This window comes from Limibacterium fermenti (assembly GCF_041902845.1).
Classification (GTDB): domain Bacteria; phylum Bacteroidota; class Bacteroidia; order Bacteroidales; family Dysgonomonadaceae; genus Limibacterium; species Limibacterium fermenti.
The window spans coordinates 774,033-788,430 of record NZ_CP159486.1; the positions used below are offsets into that span (position 1 = coordinate 774,033).

10 protein-coding genes are annotated in these 14,398 nt (G+C 43.8%); 7 read left to right on the top strand and 3 right to left on the bottom strand.

The window, feature by feature from the left end; all coding sequences use genetic code 11:
• Nucleotides 1-20: 20 nt before the first annotated feature.
• Both ABNK31_RS03455 and ABNK31_RS03460 read right to left on the bottom strand, forming a co-directional pair.
• Entirely contained in the window at nucleotides 21-1,184 is a 1,164-nt protein-coding gene (locus ABNK31_RS03455; RefSeq protein ID WP_418894336.1) for an imelysin family protein, read from the bottom strand.
• Between the two features lie 38 nt (nucleotides 1,185-1,222).
• A complete protein-coding gene (locus ABNK31_RS03460; protein ID WP_418894337.1) occupies nucleotides 1,223-2,569 on the bottom strand; it encodes a hypothetical protein in 1,347 nt (448 codons plus the stop codon).
• A gap of 390 nt (nucleotides 2,570-2,959) precedes the next feature.
• On the opposite strand from ABNK31_RS03460, the gene ABNK31_RS03465 reads away from it, so the two are divergent.
• The 4 genes from ABNK31_RS03465 to ABNK31_RS03480 all read left to right on the top strand — a co-directional run bounded on the left by ABNK31_RS03465 (nucleotide 2,960) and on the right by ABNK31_RS03480 (nucleotide 8,563).
• The gene (locus ABNK31_RS03465) at nucleotides 2,960-3,724 is read left to right on the top strand and encodes a threonine/serine ThrE exporter family protein (RefSeq protein WP_418894338.1); all 765 of its coding nucleotides are present in this window, start codon (nucleotides 2,960-2,962) and stop codon (nucleotides 3,722-3,724) included.
• Nucleotides 3,721-4,260: a threonine/serine exporter family protein gene (locus ABNK31_RS03470; RefSeq protein ID WP_418894339.1), complete on the top strand. Its 540-nt coding sequence runs from the start codon at nucleotides 3,721-3,723 to the stop codon at nucleotides 4,258-4,260. The genes ABNK31_RS03465 and ABNK31_RS03470 overlap by 4 nt, the downstream gene beginning before the upstream one ends.
• Nucleotides 4,232-6,544 (top strand): ATP-dependent helicase, encoded by a 2,313-nt coding sequence (locus tag ABNK31_RS03475; protein ID WP_418894340.1) that lies wholly within the window; start codon nucleotides 4,232-4,234, stop codon nucleotides 6,542-6,544. Before ABNK31_RS03470 ends, ABNK31_RS03475 begins: the two co-directional genes overlap by 29 nt.
• 366 nt (nucleotides 6,545-6,910) lie before the next feature.
• A complete protein-coding gene (locus ABNK31_RS03480; RefSeq protein WP_418894341.1) occupies nucleotides 6,911-8,563 on the top strand; it encodes a diphosphate--fructose-6-phosphate 1-phosphotransferase in 1,653 nt (550 codons plus the stop codon).
• A gap of 101 nt (nucleotides 8,564-8,664) precedes the next feature.
• Here the strand turns inward: ABNK31_RS03480 and ABNK31_RS03485 are convergent, their stop codons facing one another.
• Nucleotides 8,665-9,990, bottom strand: coding sequence for an ammonium transporter (locus tag ABNK31_RS03485; RefSeq protein ID WP_418894342.1), 1,326 nt, complete (start codon nucleotides 9,988-9,990; stop codon nucleotides 8,665-8,667).
• A 290-nt stretch (nucleotides 9,991-10,280) separates the two neighbouring features.
• On the opposite strand from ABNK31_RS03485, the gene ABNK31_RS03490 reads away from it, so the two are divergent.
• From ABNK31_RS03490 to ABNK31_RS03500, 3 genes are all read left to right on the top strand, one after another.
• A complete protein-coding gene (locus ABNK31_RS03490) occupies nucleotides 10,281-10,988 on the top strand; it encodes an SIR2 family NAD-dependent protein deacylase (protein ID WP_418894343.1) in 708 nt (235 codons plus the stop codon).
• Between the two features lie 102 nt (nucleotides 10,989-11,090).
• Entirely contained in the window at nucleotides 11,091-13,679 is a 2,589-nt protein-coding gene (mutS, locus tag ABNK31_RS03495) for a DNA mismatch repair protein MutS (RefSeq protein WP_418895354.1), read from the top strand.
• A gap of 153 nt (nucleotides 13,680-13,832) precedes the next feature.
• Complete coding sequence (locus ABNK31_RS03500) at nucleotides 13,833-14,303, top strand: hypothetical protein (protein ID WP_418894344.1); 471 nt, start codon at nucleotides 13,833-13,835, stop codon at nucleotides 14,301-14,303.
• Nucleotides 14,304-14,398: the final 95 nt, after the last annotated feature.

Here is a 14,398-nt window from a genome sequence, read left to right on the forward strand (position 1 = left end):
ATACCGATATAGAATTTATTTTAATTTTTTATTGCCGTTTTTGCTTTTTCCAGTAGTTCATTCAAATCAAGGCAAGCTTCCATTGCTTCTTTTGTGCTGTTGGATTGTGCATTGATTTCAAAGTCTTGCATCGCATCAATTTTTGCGATAGCATTGATGATTGCCTCTTTTACCTGTGTATCTAATGTAGCGTCTTTGGATTTAACATAATCGCTTACAGATACGCTTCTTTTTGTTGGGATTCCTCCCAGATAAGCATTCTCGATACTTCTTACGTTACCGGCAAAGTCAACTTTTGAATTATAGCTGTATTGCGATTCGATATAATTTTTGTCTTCGTCGCTTGCGCCATTGTAAGGTTTACCGAGCTTCATGGCGCCGACTTCATCGGCGATGTCTATACATCCGTCAAGAATAGTGCTGGTTGATGATAAAGCCGAAGTGAAAAGTCCGTTCGGGGTTTCAAGCATTTTTTTTGCATATTCAGTTTGCGCAGTGGTACCTAAAAGACTATAATTGTCAGCTCTTTTCGCATAGTTTAATTTATCGGAGCTTACGCCGCTTTCTCCCAGCCAGCCGACTTCAATTAAAGAGCATTGATTTCGCAAATCACCGGCGACGGCGACGGCGAAAATTAATTCAGTTTCGGTTATATCGTTTATATTACGTACAGTTCCATTTCTGAAAATGATATATTCGAGGCTATGGAAACCCAGTACGCCGTCTTTATTCTCCACCGAAGATATGATTTTATCGCCGTTCTCATTGTTGATTCGTTGAATAAAATCAGCATTCTTAATTAAATCGTTAAACGCATTTACACCTAAAGGCCATGTATCGATATGCGGATCGATACCCAATTCATCGACGGGACCGAACAGGAAAGCTTCGCTTTCTTCCCAATAAACGCGGGTGGATGTCCATTTATTTGCCACTATATTTAAATTGGCTTCGGTTTTGTTGTTTTTCAGAGCAACGATTGCCGCATGCAAATCGATGGTTGCATCGGCTAATGAAGCATAAGTCGGCAAAACCACTTTCTCAACGTATTGTTTGTTGATGGCTTTCAACTCATCGCTGTTTGATGTATCTACAACGTCAATTTCTTTTTCACAAGCGGAAAAATTACATCCTAACGCTATCAAAGCGAATGCAAGGATAGAAAATTTAAAATTTTTGTTCATTTTGTATACTGTTTTATTTGAAGGAATAGATGATTCTTTTAATTGAAAAAACCGGAATAGGCAATACCGATCGACACGCTGTTTTCGTTATTGTATGGCTTTTTTAAAATTCCTGCCGAATATTCGGCTTTTATGACAATCTCGTTTCTCGGGAAATAATTAATGCCTCCTACAACTTTTTGACGCTGGTACCATATTGTTTTAGGAATATCCGAATCGGTTTTAAACATCGGATCGTAATATTCATACCGCCCAAAGGCATAGAATTTTTGTTCTTTTATTTTTGAGCTTTTTATTTGTGAAAAGATGTCGTACCCAATTTCAATGCCAGTGCATAAAGCTTCGGAGCCAACATTGGTACGAGGTGAAAGGGAATATTTTGAAAGGGCCTTGTTATAATTGGATATTACTTCCGAATTGGTTAAGTGTCCGTAATCGAAATAACCGCGCGCAATAATATGATGCGCTTGATAATCGAAATCGAAAGCACCTATATATACTGTTCCTTTTACATCATCATATTTCGATGCTTCACTGGGCTGTATGCTGTTTTTAAAACTATGCCCGTAGTATCCGCTCAAACCGGCTCTTAAACCCGGAATGGAAAAATTATCCAAACGAAGAACCCCGGCATAAGTATTGGCGACTTTAAATTCATACGGCGATGCCGAACCTCCTTTTATCCAGTTTTTTCGACCGAATAGATCCGAATCGAGTCCGGGAATTAACTGTGCTTCGTATTTCCAGTTCTTACCTAAATATCCCCAGAGACTGATACCTGTTTCGTGCCAGGTGCAGGGGAGAATTGTGTTTTCTCCTTCGGGACGATATACCGTAAAGAACTGGGTCGGTAAGTGATTGCCATTAGTCAGCCCGACCGGGACGATAATATGTCCCATACGTAGATTAAAGGCGCGGCTAAATGTTTTTTCAATCCAAAACTGTTCCAAGGCAACTTCTCCGCCGCGTTCCACTTCTGTTTCGTATTCGCCGGCTTCTTCGGCTTCGAGTTCCACAGCTGCCTCTGTGCCGCCGTGTTCGAATTCTATTTCGGTATTCATGCGCCATCCGTTACCGAATTCGTATCCAACGAAAAAAACCACATGCGGCAGGTCGAACCGTCCGTGCGAAGGGCTGTCCTTATACTGTTCCGCTTTAGAATAACGGTTGAAGTTGCTGCTGTAAAAATTACGACTTGCCACCGCTTCGCCGTAACCCCCTAATGTCAAACGGGATATACTCAATAATTTGGACGTGTTTGGTTCGTTCTCTATATCCGCTTTTGTCGTCTGGTCCTTGTTATCACGAACTTGTGCCTGCCCATCCCAACAAAAACCGATAAAGGTTGATAGACATAATAATGATCGAATGATAATTTGTTTCATATAGTCTTTTGTTTCACTTTTTAGTATAGGTGTAACTACATAGATGCTTTGTGATTTATCTTTCTTTTATTTGTTTACTTCCTTATAAATTTGTTTATAAATAATAAACAGGTGAATGATAGTCTGTTGAGATAAGCATTATTTATATATTATTCTTTTTATTTATTAAGACCACAAAAGTATTTCTCCACGGTCAAGGATGCAATACCTAAAAGTAATGATTTTTACAGTGAAAAATACCCTAAAATAAGGAGCTGTAAATTTAGAAACTGTTTTGAATTTTTTTTCTCTTGCAGCATTTGTCAAATCCAAGTATAGCTGTTACCTTTGCAAGTTCTATGATTCAGCATGCCTAATTTAAAAATAATTAATATATATGTCGGTTAGTTGATGAAATCAGAAGATGAATTAAAAGAAATTGCCGAGTTTGTTGGCGAATATGCCACCTGTTTGTTGGGGTCGGGTGTGCATACTTCGCGCGTGATGCGCAATACTGCCCGTATAGGTGAAGCATTGGGCGTAACGACCCGTATAAGTACTTCCCAGAAATCGGTTGTGCTGACTATTTCCGATTCGAAGAGGAATGTTCATACAAAAGTGCTGACAATACCCGCATTACCGATTAGTTTTGAATATAATTCCGAGCTGAGTGCATTGAGTTGGGAAGCACGTGACAGTCATTTATCTATCGATCAGTTGAAAGAGAGATATTACGATATTCTGTCGCGTCCCAAAATGAGATATTATTGGATCTTGTTATTAGTCGGATTGGCGAATGCTTCGTTTTGCCGCTTGTTCGGTGGTGATTGGGGCGCAATGGGAATTGTTTTTGTGGCGACGGTTGTGGGTTTTTTTGTTCGGTTAATACTACAGAAAAATCACGTGAATCATTTTTTCATTGTAACGACTTCAGCCTTTGTTTCGTCGATGATTGCGTCGGTATCGCTGCTCTTCGATGTTACGGCTGATATTGCGATTGCTACCAGTGTATTATATCTGATTCCGGGAGTACCTATTATTAATGGCGTGATAGATATTGTCGAAGGACATACTCTTTCGGGGCTTTCACGGCTTATTCAGGCGGTTCTGTTAGTTATTTGCCTGGCTATAGGTTTATCGATTTCTTTATTATTATTCAAAAACAGCTTGCTATGATATTGGAGTTAGTAAATGATGGTATCTTTGCGGCTATAGCGGCCGTCGGGTTCGGATCTATTTCCTATCCTCCCAAAAGGGCGTTTAAGTATATTGCGCTCCTTGCGGCCATAGGGCATGCGCTGCGTTTTTATTTGATGCATTACGTGTCGATGGATATTGCGACGGCTTCTTTTTTTGGGTCCTTACTTATCGGTGTCGCCGCTTTATGGTTCGGCAAAGTGTCGCATTGTCCGCTTACGGTATTATACATCCCGGCATTGCTTCCTATGATTCCTGGAATATATGCCTATAAAAGTGTTTTTGCATTGGTTATGTTGCTGAATAGTTTGGAGAATCAGGAGCTGGCCCAACAGTACGTGCATGAGTTTATGCTGAACTGTACGGTTACGGTGAGCGTCGTTTTCATGTTAGCCGTGGGGGCTACTTCCATGATCTTCCTTTTCCCTAAAAAGGCTTATTCTATGACAAGAAAAAATCGTATCTTTGTTGCTCGCAAAAACGAGGATGGAAAAATTACTGGATTCACTGAATGATGTGCAACGAGCTGCCGTGCAGTTTTGCGACGGTCCTTCATTGGTTATCGCCGGTGCCGGATCCGGCAAAACGCGCGTGCTGACCTATAAGATTGCGTATTTACTGGAACAGGGATTACCGCCGTATTATATCCTTGCGCTTACGTTTACCAATAAAGCCTCGCGCGAAATGAAATCGCGTATTGCGGAACTCGTAGGCGAAAAGCGTGCCCGCAGGTTGTGGATGGGTACTTTTCACTCGATTTTCTCCCGCATCTTACGAAGCGAAGCCGAAGCTATCGGATTCCAATCGAATTTCACCATCTTCGATACGTCGGACTCGAACAATCTGATCCGTCTTATTATAAAAGAGTTGAAACTGGACGATAAACTCTATCGTCCGGCGGGTGTACACGGGCAGATATCGCGCGCCAAGAACAGTTTAATCACCCCCAAGATGTACGCGGCGAATGCCGAAATACTCGATTACGACCGTATGTCGAGGCGACCGAGGATTTTTGAGATTTACGAGCGCTATCAAAACCGGCTGCGTGCGGCCAACAGTATGGATTTTGACGACTTATTGGTGTATACGAACATCTTGTTCCGCGATCATCCCGACGTGTTGGAAAAGTACCGTAACCAGTTCCAATATATTTTGGTGGATGAATATCAGGATACCAATTTTGCCCAGCATCTCATCGTTAAACAACTGGCCGACGCCCACCATCGTGTCTGCGTGGTAGGGGATGATGCGCAGAGCATTTACTCTTTCCGGGGTGCCAATATCGACAATATTCTCAAGTTCAAGTCGAACTATCCCGAAACGCAAATCTTTAAACTCGAGCAGAATTATCGCTCTACGCAAAACATTGTCAACGCGGCCAACAGCCTCATCAAGAAAAATACCGAACAGATTGCCAAGGATGTCTTTTCCGAAAACGAAGAAGGGGAAAAGATCGAGGTGATACAGGCTTTTTCCGACTTTGAAGAAGGGCTTATCGTGGCCAATAAAATTGCCCGGATGCGGTTGGAACAACACCCTTCGTACGGTGATTTTGCCATTCTTTACCGCACCAACGCCCAATCGCGTATTTTTGAAGAGGCGCTTCGAAAGAAAAATATCCCGTATCGTATTTACGGAGGTTTATCGTTTTATCAACGGAAAGAAATTAAAGATATTATCAGTTACTTCCGGCTGATTGTCAATCGGAGTGATGAAGATGCTTTCCGGCGTATTGTGAATTATCCCGCGCGCGGCATCGGCGATGTGACGGTGGGAAAGATTTCGTCGTCGGCGCAACTCCATGGCGTCAGTTTGTGGAAGGTGCTCTCCGAACCGCTGGCTTATAATCTGGAGGTCAATAGCGGCACGGCAAAAAAACTGACCGGCTTTTACGAGTTAATGAGCCGCTTTATGGAGCAAAACGAACAACTCAATGCGTATGAATTAGCCCAATTGGTGGTGAAGGAATCGGGTATCGCCAAAGAGGCGTACGATGATATGACTCCCGAAGGGATGAGCCGTGCACAGAATGTGCAGGAATTACTCAGCGCCATCAATGAGTTTGTCGATACGCGTTTGGAAGAAGGGGAAGAGAATTTAAAACTGGTCGATTTCCTATCGGAAGTGTCGTTATTGACCGATCAGGATACGGATCAGGGATCGGACGACGAGAAGGTGACGCTGATGACGATACATTCGGCCAAGGGACTTGAGTTCGAGCATGTTTTTGTGGTCGGTCTCGAAGAGGATTTGTTTCCTTCTTCCATGGCTAAAAATGAAATGAGGGGATTGGAGGAGGAACGCCGTTTGTTTTATGTGGCGGTTACCCGTGCAAAAAAGACCTGTACGATTACGTGGGCGAAAAGCCGTTTTCGAAACGGACAGACGAATATGTGCCGCCAAAGCCGCTTTTTGACGGATATGGACGAACGGTTTTTATCGGTCGACGGAAATCTCGAAGCCGGAAGCGATAGCAGTCCTGTTGCTGGAGGCTTTTGGGAGACGATGCGCCAAGAGCGCGTGCAAAGCAACGGGGCGTCGTATACCCCGCCTTCACGCAGGGAGTATGCTGATTCGAAGAAACGCTCGTCGGTGCAGTCTTCTTCGTCTATGCCTTTATCGAAAGAGGCCGTCGGCCTTCGCGAAGGCCAGGTAATCGAACACGAACGTTTCGGGCGGGGTGTGGTAACCGCCATTGAAATGGATGGTAGCAACCGGCGTGCTTTTGTGGATTTCGAGTCGGCAGGCAGAAAACAACTCCTGCTGAAATTCGCTAAATTTAAAATTGTGGAGGAATAACGAATGGTGAATGGTATTTACCATTTACCATTTAACATTCACCATTCACTCTCCCGGTTATTAAACGATGTGAAAGGAGGAAATTCGATTTTCCTATCTCGTGCAAAAATGTTATTTTTGGCAGCTGAAATAAAATCTTTTGTATAGAAACTGTTTAAATTTCTTGCGAAAGGCTGTAATGAAACGATTCTTCGCCTTCAAAAAGTTTCTTTTTTGCATTCTTCTTCCTCTTATTCGGCTCAAATAGCCCGCTATTATCGCAAAAACAAGAAAGAACACTGCTAAAAAATAATTCTTTTTGAATCGCGAAATAAATTTAAACAGATTCGTAGAATTTAAGAAAATATTTTTAAGACATTCAATAAAATGACAAAAAGCGCTTTACAAATTGCAAGGGCATCGTATGAGCCCAAGATTCCGGAAGGATTGAGAGGAAATGTGAAAATTGAAGAGGGTGCGTCTACCGAATCGGTTCGCGACCAGGAAGAAATTCGAAAGTTGTTTCCGAATACATACGGCATGCCGATCGTAAAATTCGTTCACGCAGCCGGAAAACCCGGCGTGGATCAGCCGGTAAATGTAGGGGTGATCCTTTCGGGCGGACAAGCACCCGGAGGACATAATGTGATTGCCGGTATTTATGACGGTATCAAACGTCTTCATGCCGATAGCCGCCTTTATGGATTCATTCTGGGTCCTGCCGGCTTGATCAATCATGAGTACAAAGAACTGACTGGCGATATCATTGACGAATACCGCAATACCGGAGGATTCGATATCATCGGTTCGGGACGGACGAAACTCGAAACGAAAGAACAATTCGATAAAGGGTTGGAAATCCTTAAGAAATTGAATATACAAGCGCTCGTCATTATCGGTGGAGACGATTCCAATACCAATGCTTGCGTGTTGGCGGAATATTATAAATCCATCGGCGCCGGCGTGCAGGTAATCGGTTGTCCGAAAACAATCGACGGCGACTTGAAAAACGAGCAGATTGAAACGTCGTTCGGATTCGATACCGCTTGTAAAGTTTATTCCGAACTGATCGGGAATATCCAGCGCGATTGTAATTCCGCTCGTAAATACTGGCACTTTATTAAGGTGATGGGACGCTCGGCGTCGCACATTGCTTTGGAATGCGCCTTGCAAACACACCCGAATGTGTGTATCGTTTCGGAGGAAGTGGAAGCGAAAAACCTGTCGCTCGACGATGTCGTTGACTATATCGCTTCGGTGGTGGCTAAACGCGCCGATGAAGGCTTGAACTTCGGAACGGTGATTATTCCCGAAGGGTTGATCGAGTTTATTCCTGCCATGAAAAAGCTCATTCAGGAATTGAACGATTTTCTGGCGCACAATGCCGATGAGTTCAATATCATCCGCCGTTCGCAACAGCGTGAATATGTTATCGGCAAATTGTCCGAGGCAAATTCGAAGATTTATGCCTCGCTTCCCGAACGTGTGGCGCAACAGCTTACGCTCGACCGTGATCCGCACGGAAACGTACAGGTTTCGATGATTCAAACCGAAGAATTATTGGCTGAGATGGTCGGTAAACGATTGAAAAAATGGGCGCAAGAAGGTAAATACAACGGTAAGTTCGCTACCGTACATCATTTCTTCGGATATGAAGGTCGTTGCGCAGCTCCTTCTAATTACGATGCAGACTACTGCTATTCGCTTGGTTATACCGCCTCGTTGTTGATTGTCTCCGGCAAGACCGGTTATATGTCGTCGGTTCGCAACACCACCGCATCGGCCAGCCAATGGGTTGCCGGAGGGATTCCTATTACGATGATGATGAATATGGAACGTCGTCATGGCGAGATGAAGCCGGTTATCCAAAAAGCATTGGTCGACTTGCAGGGGGCTCCTTTCCAATACATTAAAAGTGTTCGTGATAAATGGGCCATCGAAACGGATTATGTCTATCCGGGCCCCATTCAATATTTCGGACCGAGCGAAGTATGCGATCAGCCGAGCAAAACATTGCAATTGGAAAAGCAAGGTAAGTAATATCTTCTATTTATAAAAGAGTGTTCTATTACGCGGGGACGTCGTTTTTTAGCGACGCCCCCGTTTTTCATTCTATTGGCAGGGAGAAACAAAAAGCGTTCTTAATAAGAAAACTCCGTATCGGTTGCCTTTTCTCCGTGCTGCGTAATATCGAGTCCGCGTTTCTCTTGCAGTTCTGTGACGCGCATAGGCAAGATCAGGTTGGTGAGTTTGTAAAGCAGGTAAGATCCGCCAAAAGTAAATATACTGACGATAACCAACGCTAACAGATGGAAAAGGAATGTGGTTGGGTCGCCGTAGAGCAGCCCGACGTCTTTGGCAAAAACGCCGGTCAAAAGCATACCGACAATTCCCCCGATACCGTGACAGGGAAAGACATCGAGTGTATCATCTATGCTGCTACGCGGTTTTAACCTCACGGCGGCATAGCTTGCCAGAGACGCTGCAAAACCGATGAATATACTTTGGCCTACAGTCACAAATCCGGCGGCCGGCGTGATGGCGACTAATCCTACTACCGCCCCGACCGCAGCTCCGACGGATGAACGCTTTTTCCCCCGGGCACCATCAGTCAAGACCCACGTAATCATAGCCGTGGCCGATGCTAAGTTTGTGTTGAGAAATGCAGAAACAGCGATCCCATCGGCGGTTAAAGCCGAACCGGCGTTGAAGCCAAACCATCCGAACCATAACAAGCCCGCTCCCAAAAGAATATATGGGATATTGGTCGGATTGCTTTCTTCTCCATCGTTGCGCTTGCCTAAGAATAACGCTCCGCTTAATGCCGCAAATCCGGCAGAAATATGTACCACCGTGCCGCCGGCAAAGTCCAGTACTCCCCATTGCCGGAGGAAACCTTCAGGATGCCATGTCCAATGCGCTAAAGGAGCATAAATACATAGCGTAAATAATACGATAAATAACATCAAGGATGAAAACCGGATCCTTTCCGCAATTCCCCCGGTGATGAGAGCCGGCGTAATAATCGCAAATTTCAGTTGAAATACGGCAAATAGTGCAAAAGGAATGGTACCTGCAAAATCAGGGTTGGGAGCAAACCCTACATTCTTAAATAAGATAAAAGTTGCCGGATTTCCAATTATACCCCCGATACTCTCTCCAAAAGCAAGACTGAAACCGACTACAATCCAGATTACACTAATAATTCCTAATGTAATAAAACTTTGCAGTAAAGTAGAAACCAAATTTTTGTACCTTATCATTCCTCCGTAGAAAAAAGCCAATCCGGGTGTCATTAAAAACACCAATGCCGAGGCTATTAGCATCCAAGACGTATCGGCATGGCTAATTTCAAGTTTTTCGGATATGAGTGTGTCGTGATTTACCGGCAAAAGAGCCAATACTGCTATTATTGCCAGTACTATAAAAGGTACAATATACCTTCTTTTCGAATTTTTTTCGTTCATAACCTAATATATTAAATAACCAAGAGAATTTTCGAATGCAAAAATATACATAGTGATTGAATAATGCAATATATATAGATAAAATGTTCGTTATTCGTGCTATATTTTTATTTGTGTTTATAAATATTGGATTATTGTGCCATATTGGTTGTCTTGTTTATATCCGAAGGCCGTCTTTTCTCCCGTCAAATAGATACAATTACAACAATCGGCGATAACCGTTAAAATGTATAGAATCGATTAAACATGATGGGAAAAGTATGTATATTTGATCGTAAAAAACATCGGATATGGAAGAAAAGAAAAAGAAACTGGTTGTCTTATCGGGTGCCGGTATGAGTGCCGAGAGCGGAATCGCCACGTTTCGCGATTCGGGTGGTTTATGGGAGAATTATCCGGTAGAACAGGTGGCTACCCCTGAAGGATTCAGAGAAAATCCGCAACGTGTACTCGATTTTTATAATATGCGCCGCCGTGAACTGCTCAAAGCCCAGCCAAACGAAGGGCACATCGCTTTGGCGCAGTTGGAGGAGCATTTTGACGTACGCATTATTACTCAAAACATCGATAACCTGCACGAGCAAGCCGGTAGCACGCAGGTGTTGCATCTTCACGGCGAACTGATGAAGGCGCGTTCTTCGGGCGACGAGTCGCTGGTATACGAACTCTCTCCCGATCATTGCGATATCAAACTGGGCGATTTGTGCGAGAAAGGATACCAGTTGCGACCGCATATCGTATGGTTCGGCGAAATGGTGCCCATGATTTCCGAGGCGGCTCAATGGGTCGGACAGGCCGATTATTTTGTTATCATCGGCACATCAATGAATGTTTATCCGGCGGCGGGGCTACAGGGGTATGTGCATTCGGGCGTACCTATTTATTTGATCGATCCCAAAGAGGTGCACACCGGTCGCAGTGATGTTGTTTTTATCCGTAAAGGCGCATCCGAAGGCGTTCGCGAGCTCAGGCGCCGTCTTTATATTCATAATCCATAACTCATCACTCATCATTTTTTTTCTTATCTTTGCTAGTTCTATAAAAAATAACAACCCCGTAAAATCAAACTGTTTGTGAGTAAAAAGATTGTAGAAACCCCGATGATGAAGCAATATTTCGAGATTAAAGAAAAACATCCCGATGCTATTTTATTGTTTCGCGTGGGCGACTTTTACGAAACATTTTCGGACGATGCCATCGTTGCTTCGGAAATTTTAGGTATTACCTTAACGAAAAGGGCAAACGGTTCGGCGCAGTTTGTCGAATTGGCCGGCTTTCCCCATCATGCTCTCGATACGTATCTTCCCAAACTGGTGCGAGCCGGTAAGCGCGTGGCGATCTGTGATCAGCTCGAAGATCCTAAACTGACCAAAAACCTGGTTAAACGGGGGATTACCGAATTGGTAACGCCGGGTGTTTCGATTAATGACAACATTCTGAATCATAAAGAAAACAACTTCCTCTGTGCGGTCTATTCTTCCAACTCGACCCTGTTCGGTATCTCGCTGCTGGATGTGTCTACCGGCGAATTTCTAACGTCGGAAGGAAAAAAGGACGATATCGATAAACTGTTGGCTAACTTCGATCCGAAGGAGATTCTTGTGGAGCGTGGAAAGAAGAAGAAATTCGAGGAAACTTTCGGGCCGAACTATTTGCTTTTCGAATTAGATGATTGGATCTTTACCGAAGACGCCGCCCGGGACCGTCTTTTGACGCATTTTCAAACCCGAAACCTCAAAGGCTTCGGTGTTGATAATCTCCGGCTGGGCATTATTGCTTCCGGTGCGATAATGCATTATCTCGATCTTACACAACACACTCACATAAGCCATATTCTTTCGCTAAAAAGGATCGAAGAGGATCGGTTTGTTCGTCTTGACAAATTTACCGTCCGTAGTTTGGAGCTTATTTCCCCCATGAACGAGGGAGGAAAAAGTCTTCTGGATATACTCGATAAAACGATTACACCGATGGGCTCACGGCTGTTGCGTCGTTGGATCGTTTTTCCTCTCAAAGAGATACAGGCAATTGAAGAGCGGCTGAATGTGGTGGAGAATTTTTTTCGCGAACCGCAACTAAAAGACCTTCTTCATCGACTGCTTTCAATGATAGGCGATTTGGAACGGATTATTTCCAAAGCAGCCGTGGGACGCATTAGTCCACGCGAAGTGATTCAACTGAAAGTGGCGTTGACGGCTATCGAGCCGATACGCGATACCTTTCTGGCTTCGGAGAATCCCGGTCTACAGGCGATGGGGAAAAAACTCGACCCATGCCCGGTGATACGCGATCGCATTGAGCGTGAAATCATGCCGGACCCTCCCATGCTCGTGAATAAAGGGAGGATCATAAAGAAAGGAGTAAACGAAGAACTCGACCAGTTGCGCGATATCGCATATTCGGGAAAAGATTATCTGCTGAAGTTACAGCAGCGGGAGAGCGAAAAAACCGGTATCCCGTCGTTGAAAGTCGGCTTTAACAATGTCTTCGGGTATTACATCGAGGTGCGTCATGCACATAAGGACAAAGTGCCTGAAAATTGGATCCGTAAGCAGACATTGGTCAACGCCGAACGCTATATTACCGAAGAACTGAAAATATACGAAGAGAAGATTCTGGGCGCCGAAGAGAAAATCCTGACGTTGGAAGGACAATTATATGCAACACTCGTGGAGAGTCTGATAGAGTATATACCTCCCATACAAATGAATGCAGCCATTATTGCGCAGGTCGACTGCCTTTTGTCGTTCGCTGAAGTTTCCCGTCAGAACCACTACATACGTCCCGAAGTAAATGATTCGGATGTCCTCGATATCCGCAACGGGCGGCATCCGGTAATTGAACAACAATTGCCGCCCGATGAACCGTTTATTGCCAATGATGTGTATCTGGATTCGAATTCTCAACAGATTATTATTATTACCGGGCCTAATATGGCCGGTAAATCGGCTTTATTACGACAAACGGCTCTTATCACTATTCTGGCGCAGATCGGCTGTTTTATTCCTGCCGATTCGGCTAAAATAGGGTTGGTGGATAAGATCTTTACCCGTGTGGGCGCTTCCGATAATATCTCGTTGGGTGAATCGACTTTTATGGTCGAAATGAATGAAGCTGCCAACATCTTAAATAATATTTCGTCGAAGAGCCTGATTCTTTTCGATGAATTAGGCCGGGGTACCAGTACCTACGACGGTATTTCCCTCGCGTGGGCCATTGTAGAGTATATTCATGAACACCCTAAAGTACATGCAAAGACTCTTTTTGCCACCCATTATCATGAACTGAACGAAATGGAAAAATCGTTCAAACGAATCAAGAACTATAACGTGGCGATAAAAGAAGTCGACAATAAAGTGATCTTCTTACGCAAACTGGTTCCGGGAGGGAGTGAGCATAGTTTCGGTATCCACGTGGCGCGCATGGCCGGCATGCCTCAAAGCATCACCAAACGTGCCGATGCCATCTTGAGCGAAATGGAGCAGCATAACCGGAAAGAGGGTATTTCGAAACCGATCAATGATTTTATTGAAAAACGCGAGGGGTATCAACTCAGTTTCTTTCAGCTCGACGATCCGGTATTGAGTCGCGTTCGCGATGAGATTATTCATCTCGATGTCAATAATCTTACGCCTATCGAAGCATTGAACAAATTAAATGAAATCAAGAAGATCGTAACGGGTAAATAGAAATCACGGAATGAATCCGTTAAATGTTTAACAGAGCTCTCGATAAACAAATAAACGGCTTTTTTGTTATAGCACATATAATACAATAGCAATCGTCAAGAACCAAATTATCTCCTCTATAAGAGATTAAATTATTAATTAAAAACATTGATTATGAAATTCAAAAAGTTATTTATCGGGAGTTTGCTGTTTATCGCATTCACCGCTACATTGAGTGCACAACAATATAATACCGGGGTCGGATTACGATTGGGATACGACAACGGCATTACGTTGAAGCACTTTTATCGGCCTTCCAGCGCCATAGAAGGTATTCTAAGTGCTTCGCCGAGGTATTTTCAACTTACAGGGTTGTATGAATATCAAAAACCGGTGCCCGGAGCCCCCGGCCTCGACTGGTATTTAGGAATCGGAGCTCACGTGGGTAATATTTATCACGACAGAGACCGTTATGATAGCTCTTTCTTGGTTGGGGGTGATTTGATCGCGGGCCTCGAATATGTATTTCCCACCGCACCGTTTACAATTTCACTCGACTGGAAGCCGTCTTTTAATTTTGTCGACTTTAACGACTATTGGTACGCCGGCTTGGCCTTGAGTGTCCGCTATACATTTAATAAATAGAAGTAATACAATTTTATTTTTTTTCTTTTGAAAGCTGCAATTCCTTTGAATTGCGGCTTTTTTTGTAAATTTGCCTGCTTAAACAATCGAAAAAA

Excerpts from the sequence above, each read along its gene's own strand:
- ABNK31_RS03455 (WP_418894336.1), bottom strand. The coding sequence starts at position 1,184 with ATGAACAAAAATTTTAAATTTTCTATCCTTGCATTCGCTTTGATAGCG.
- ABNK31_RS03460 (WP_418894337.1), bottom strand. The coding sequence starts at position 2,569 with ATGAAACAAATTATCATTCGATCATTATTATGTCTATCAACCTTTATC.
- ABNK31_RS03465 (WP_418894338.1), top strand. The coding sequence starts at position 2,960 with ATGAAATCAGAAGATGAATTAAAAGAAATTGCCGAGTTTGTTGGCGAA.
- ABNK31_RS03470 (WP_418894339.1), top strand. The coding sequence starts at position 3,721 with ATGATATTGGAGTTAGTAAATGATGGTATCTTTGCGGCTATAGCGGCC.
- ABNK31_RS03475 (WP_418894340.1), top strand. The coding sequence starts at position 4,232 with ATGGAAAAATTACTGGATTCACTGAATGATGTGCAACGAGCTGCCGTG.
- ABNK31_RS03480 (WP_418894341.1), top strand. The coding sequence starts at position 6,911 with ATGACAAAAAGCGCTTTACAAATTGCAAGGGCATCGTATGAGCCCAAG.
- ABNK31_RS03485 (WP_418894342.1), bottom strand. The coding sequence starts at position 9,990 with ATGAACGAAAAAAATTCGAAAAGAAGGTATATTGTACCTTTTATAGTA.
- ABNK31_RS03490 (WP_418894343.1), top strand. The coding sequence starts at position 10,281 with ATGGAAGAAAAGAAAAAGAAACTGGTTGTCTTATCGGGTGCCGGTATG.
- mutS (WP_418895354.1), top strand. The coding sequence starts at position 11,091 with ATGATGAAGCAATATTTCGAGATTAAAGAAAAACATCCCGATGCTATT.
- ABNK31_RS03500 (WP_418894344.1), top strand. The coding sequence starts at position 13,833 with ATGAAATTCAAAAAGTTATTTATCGGGAGTTTGCTGTTTATCGCATTC.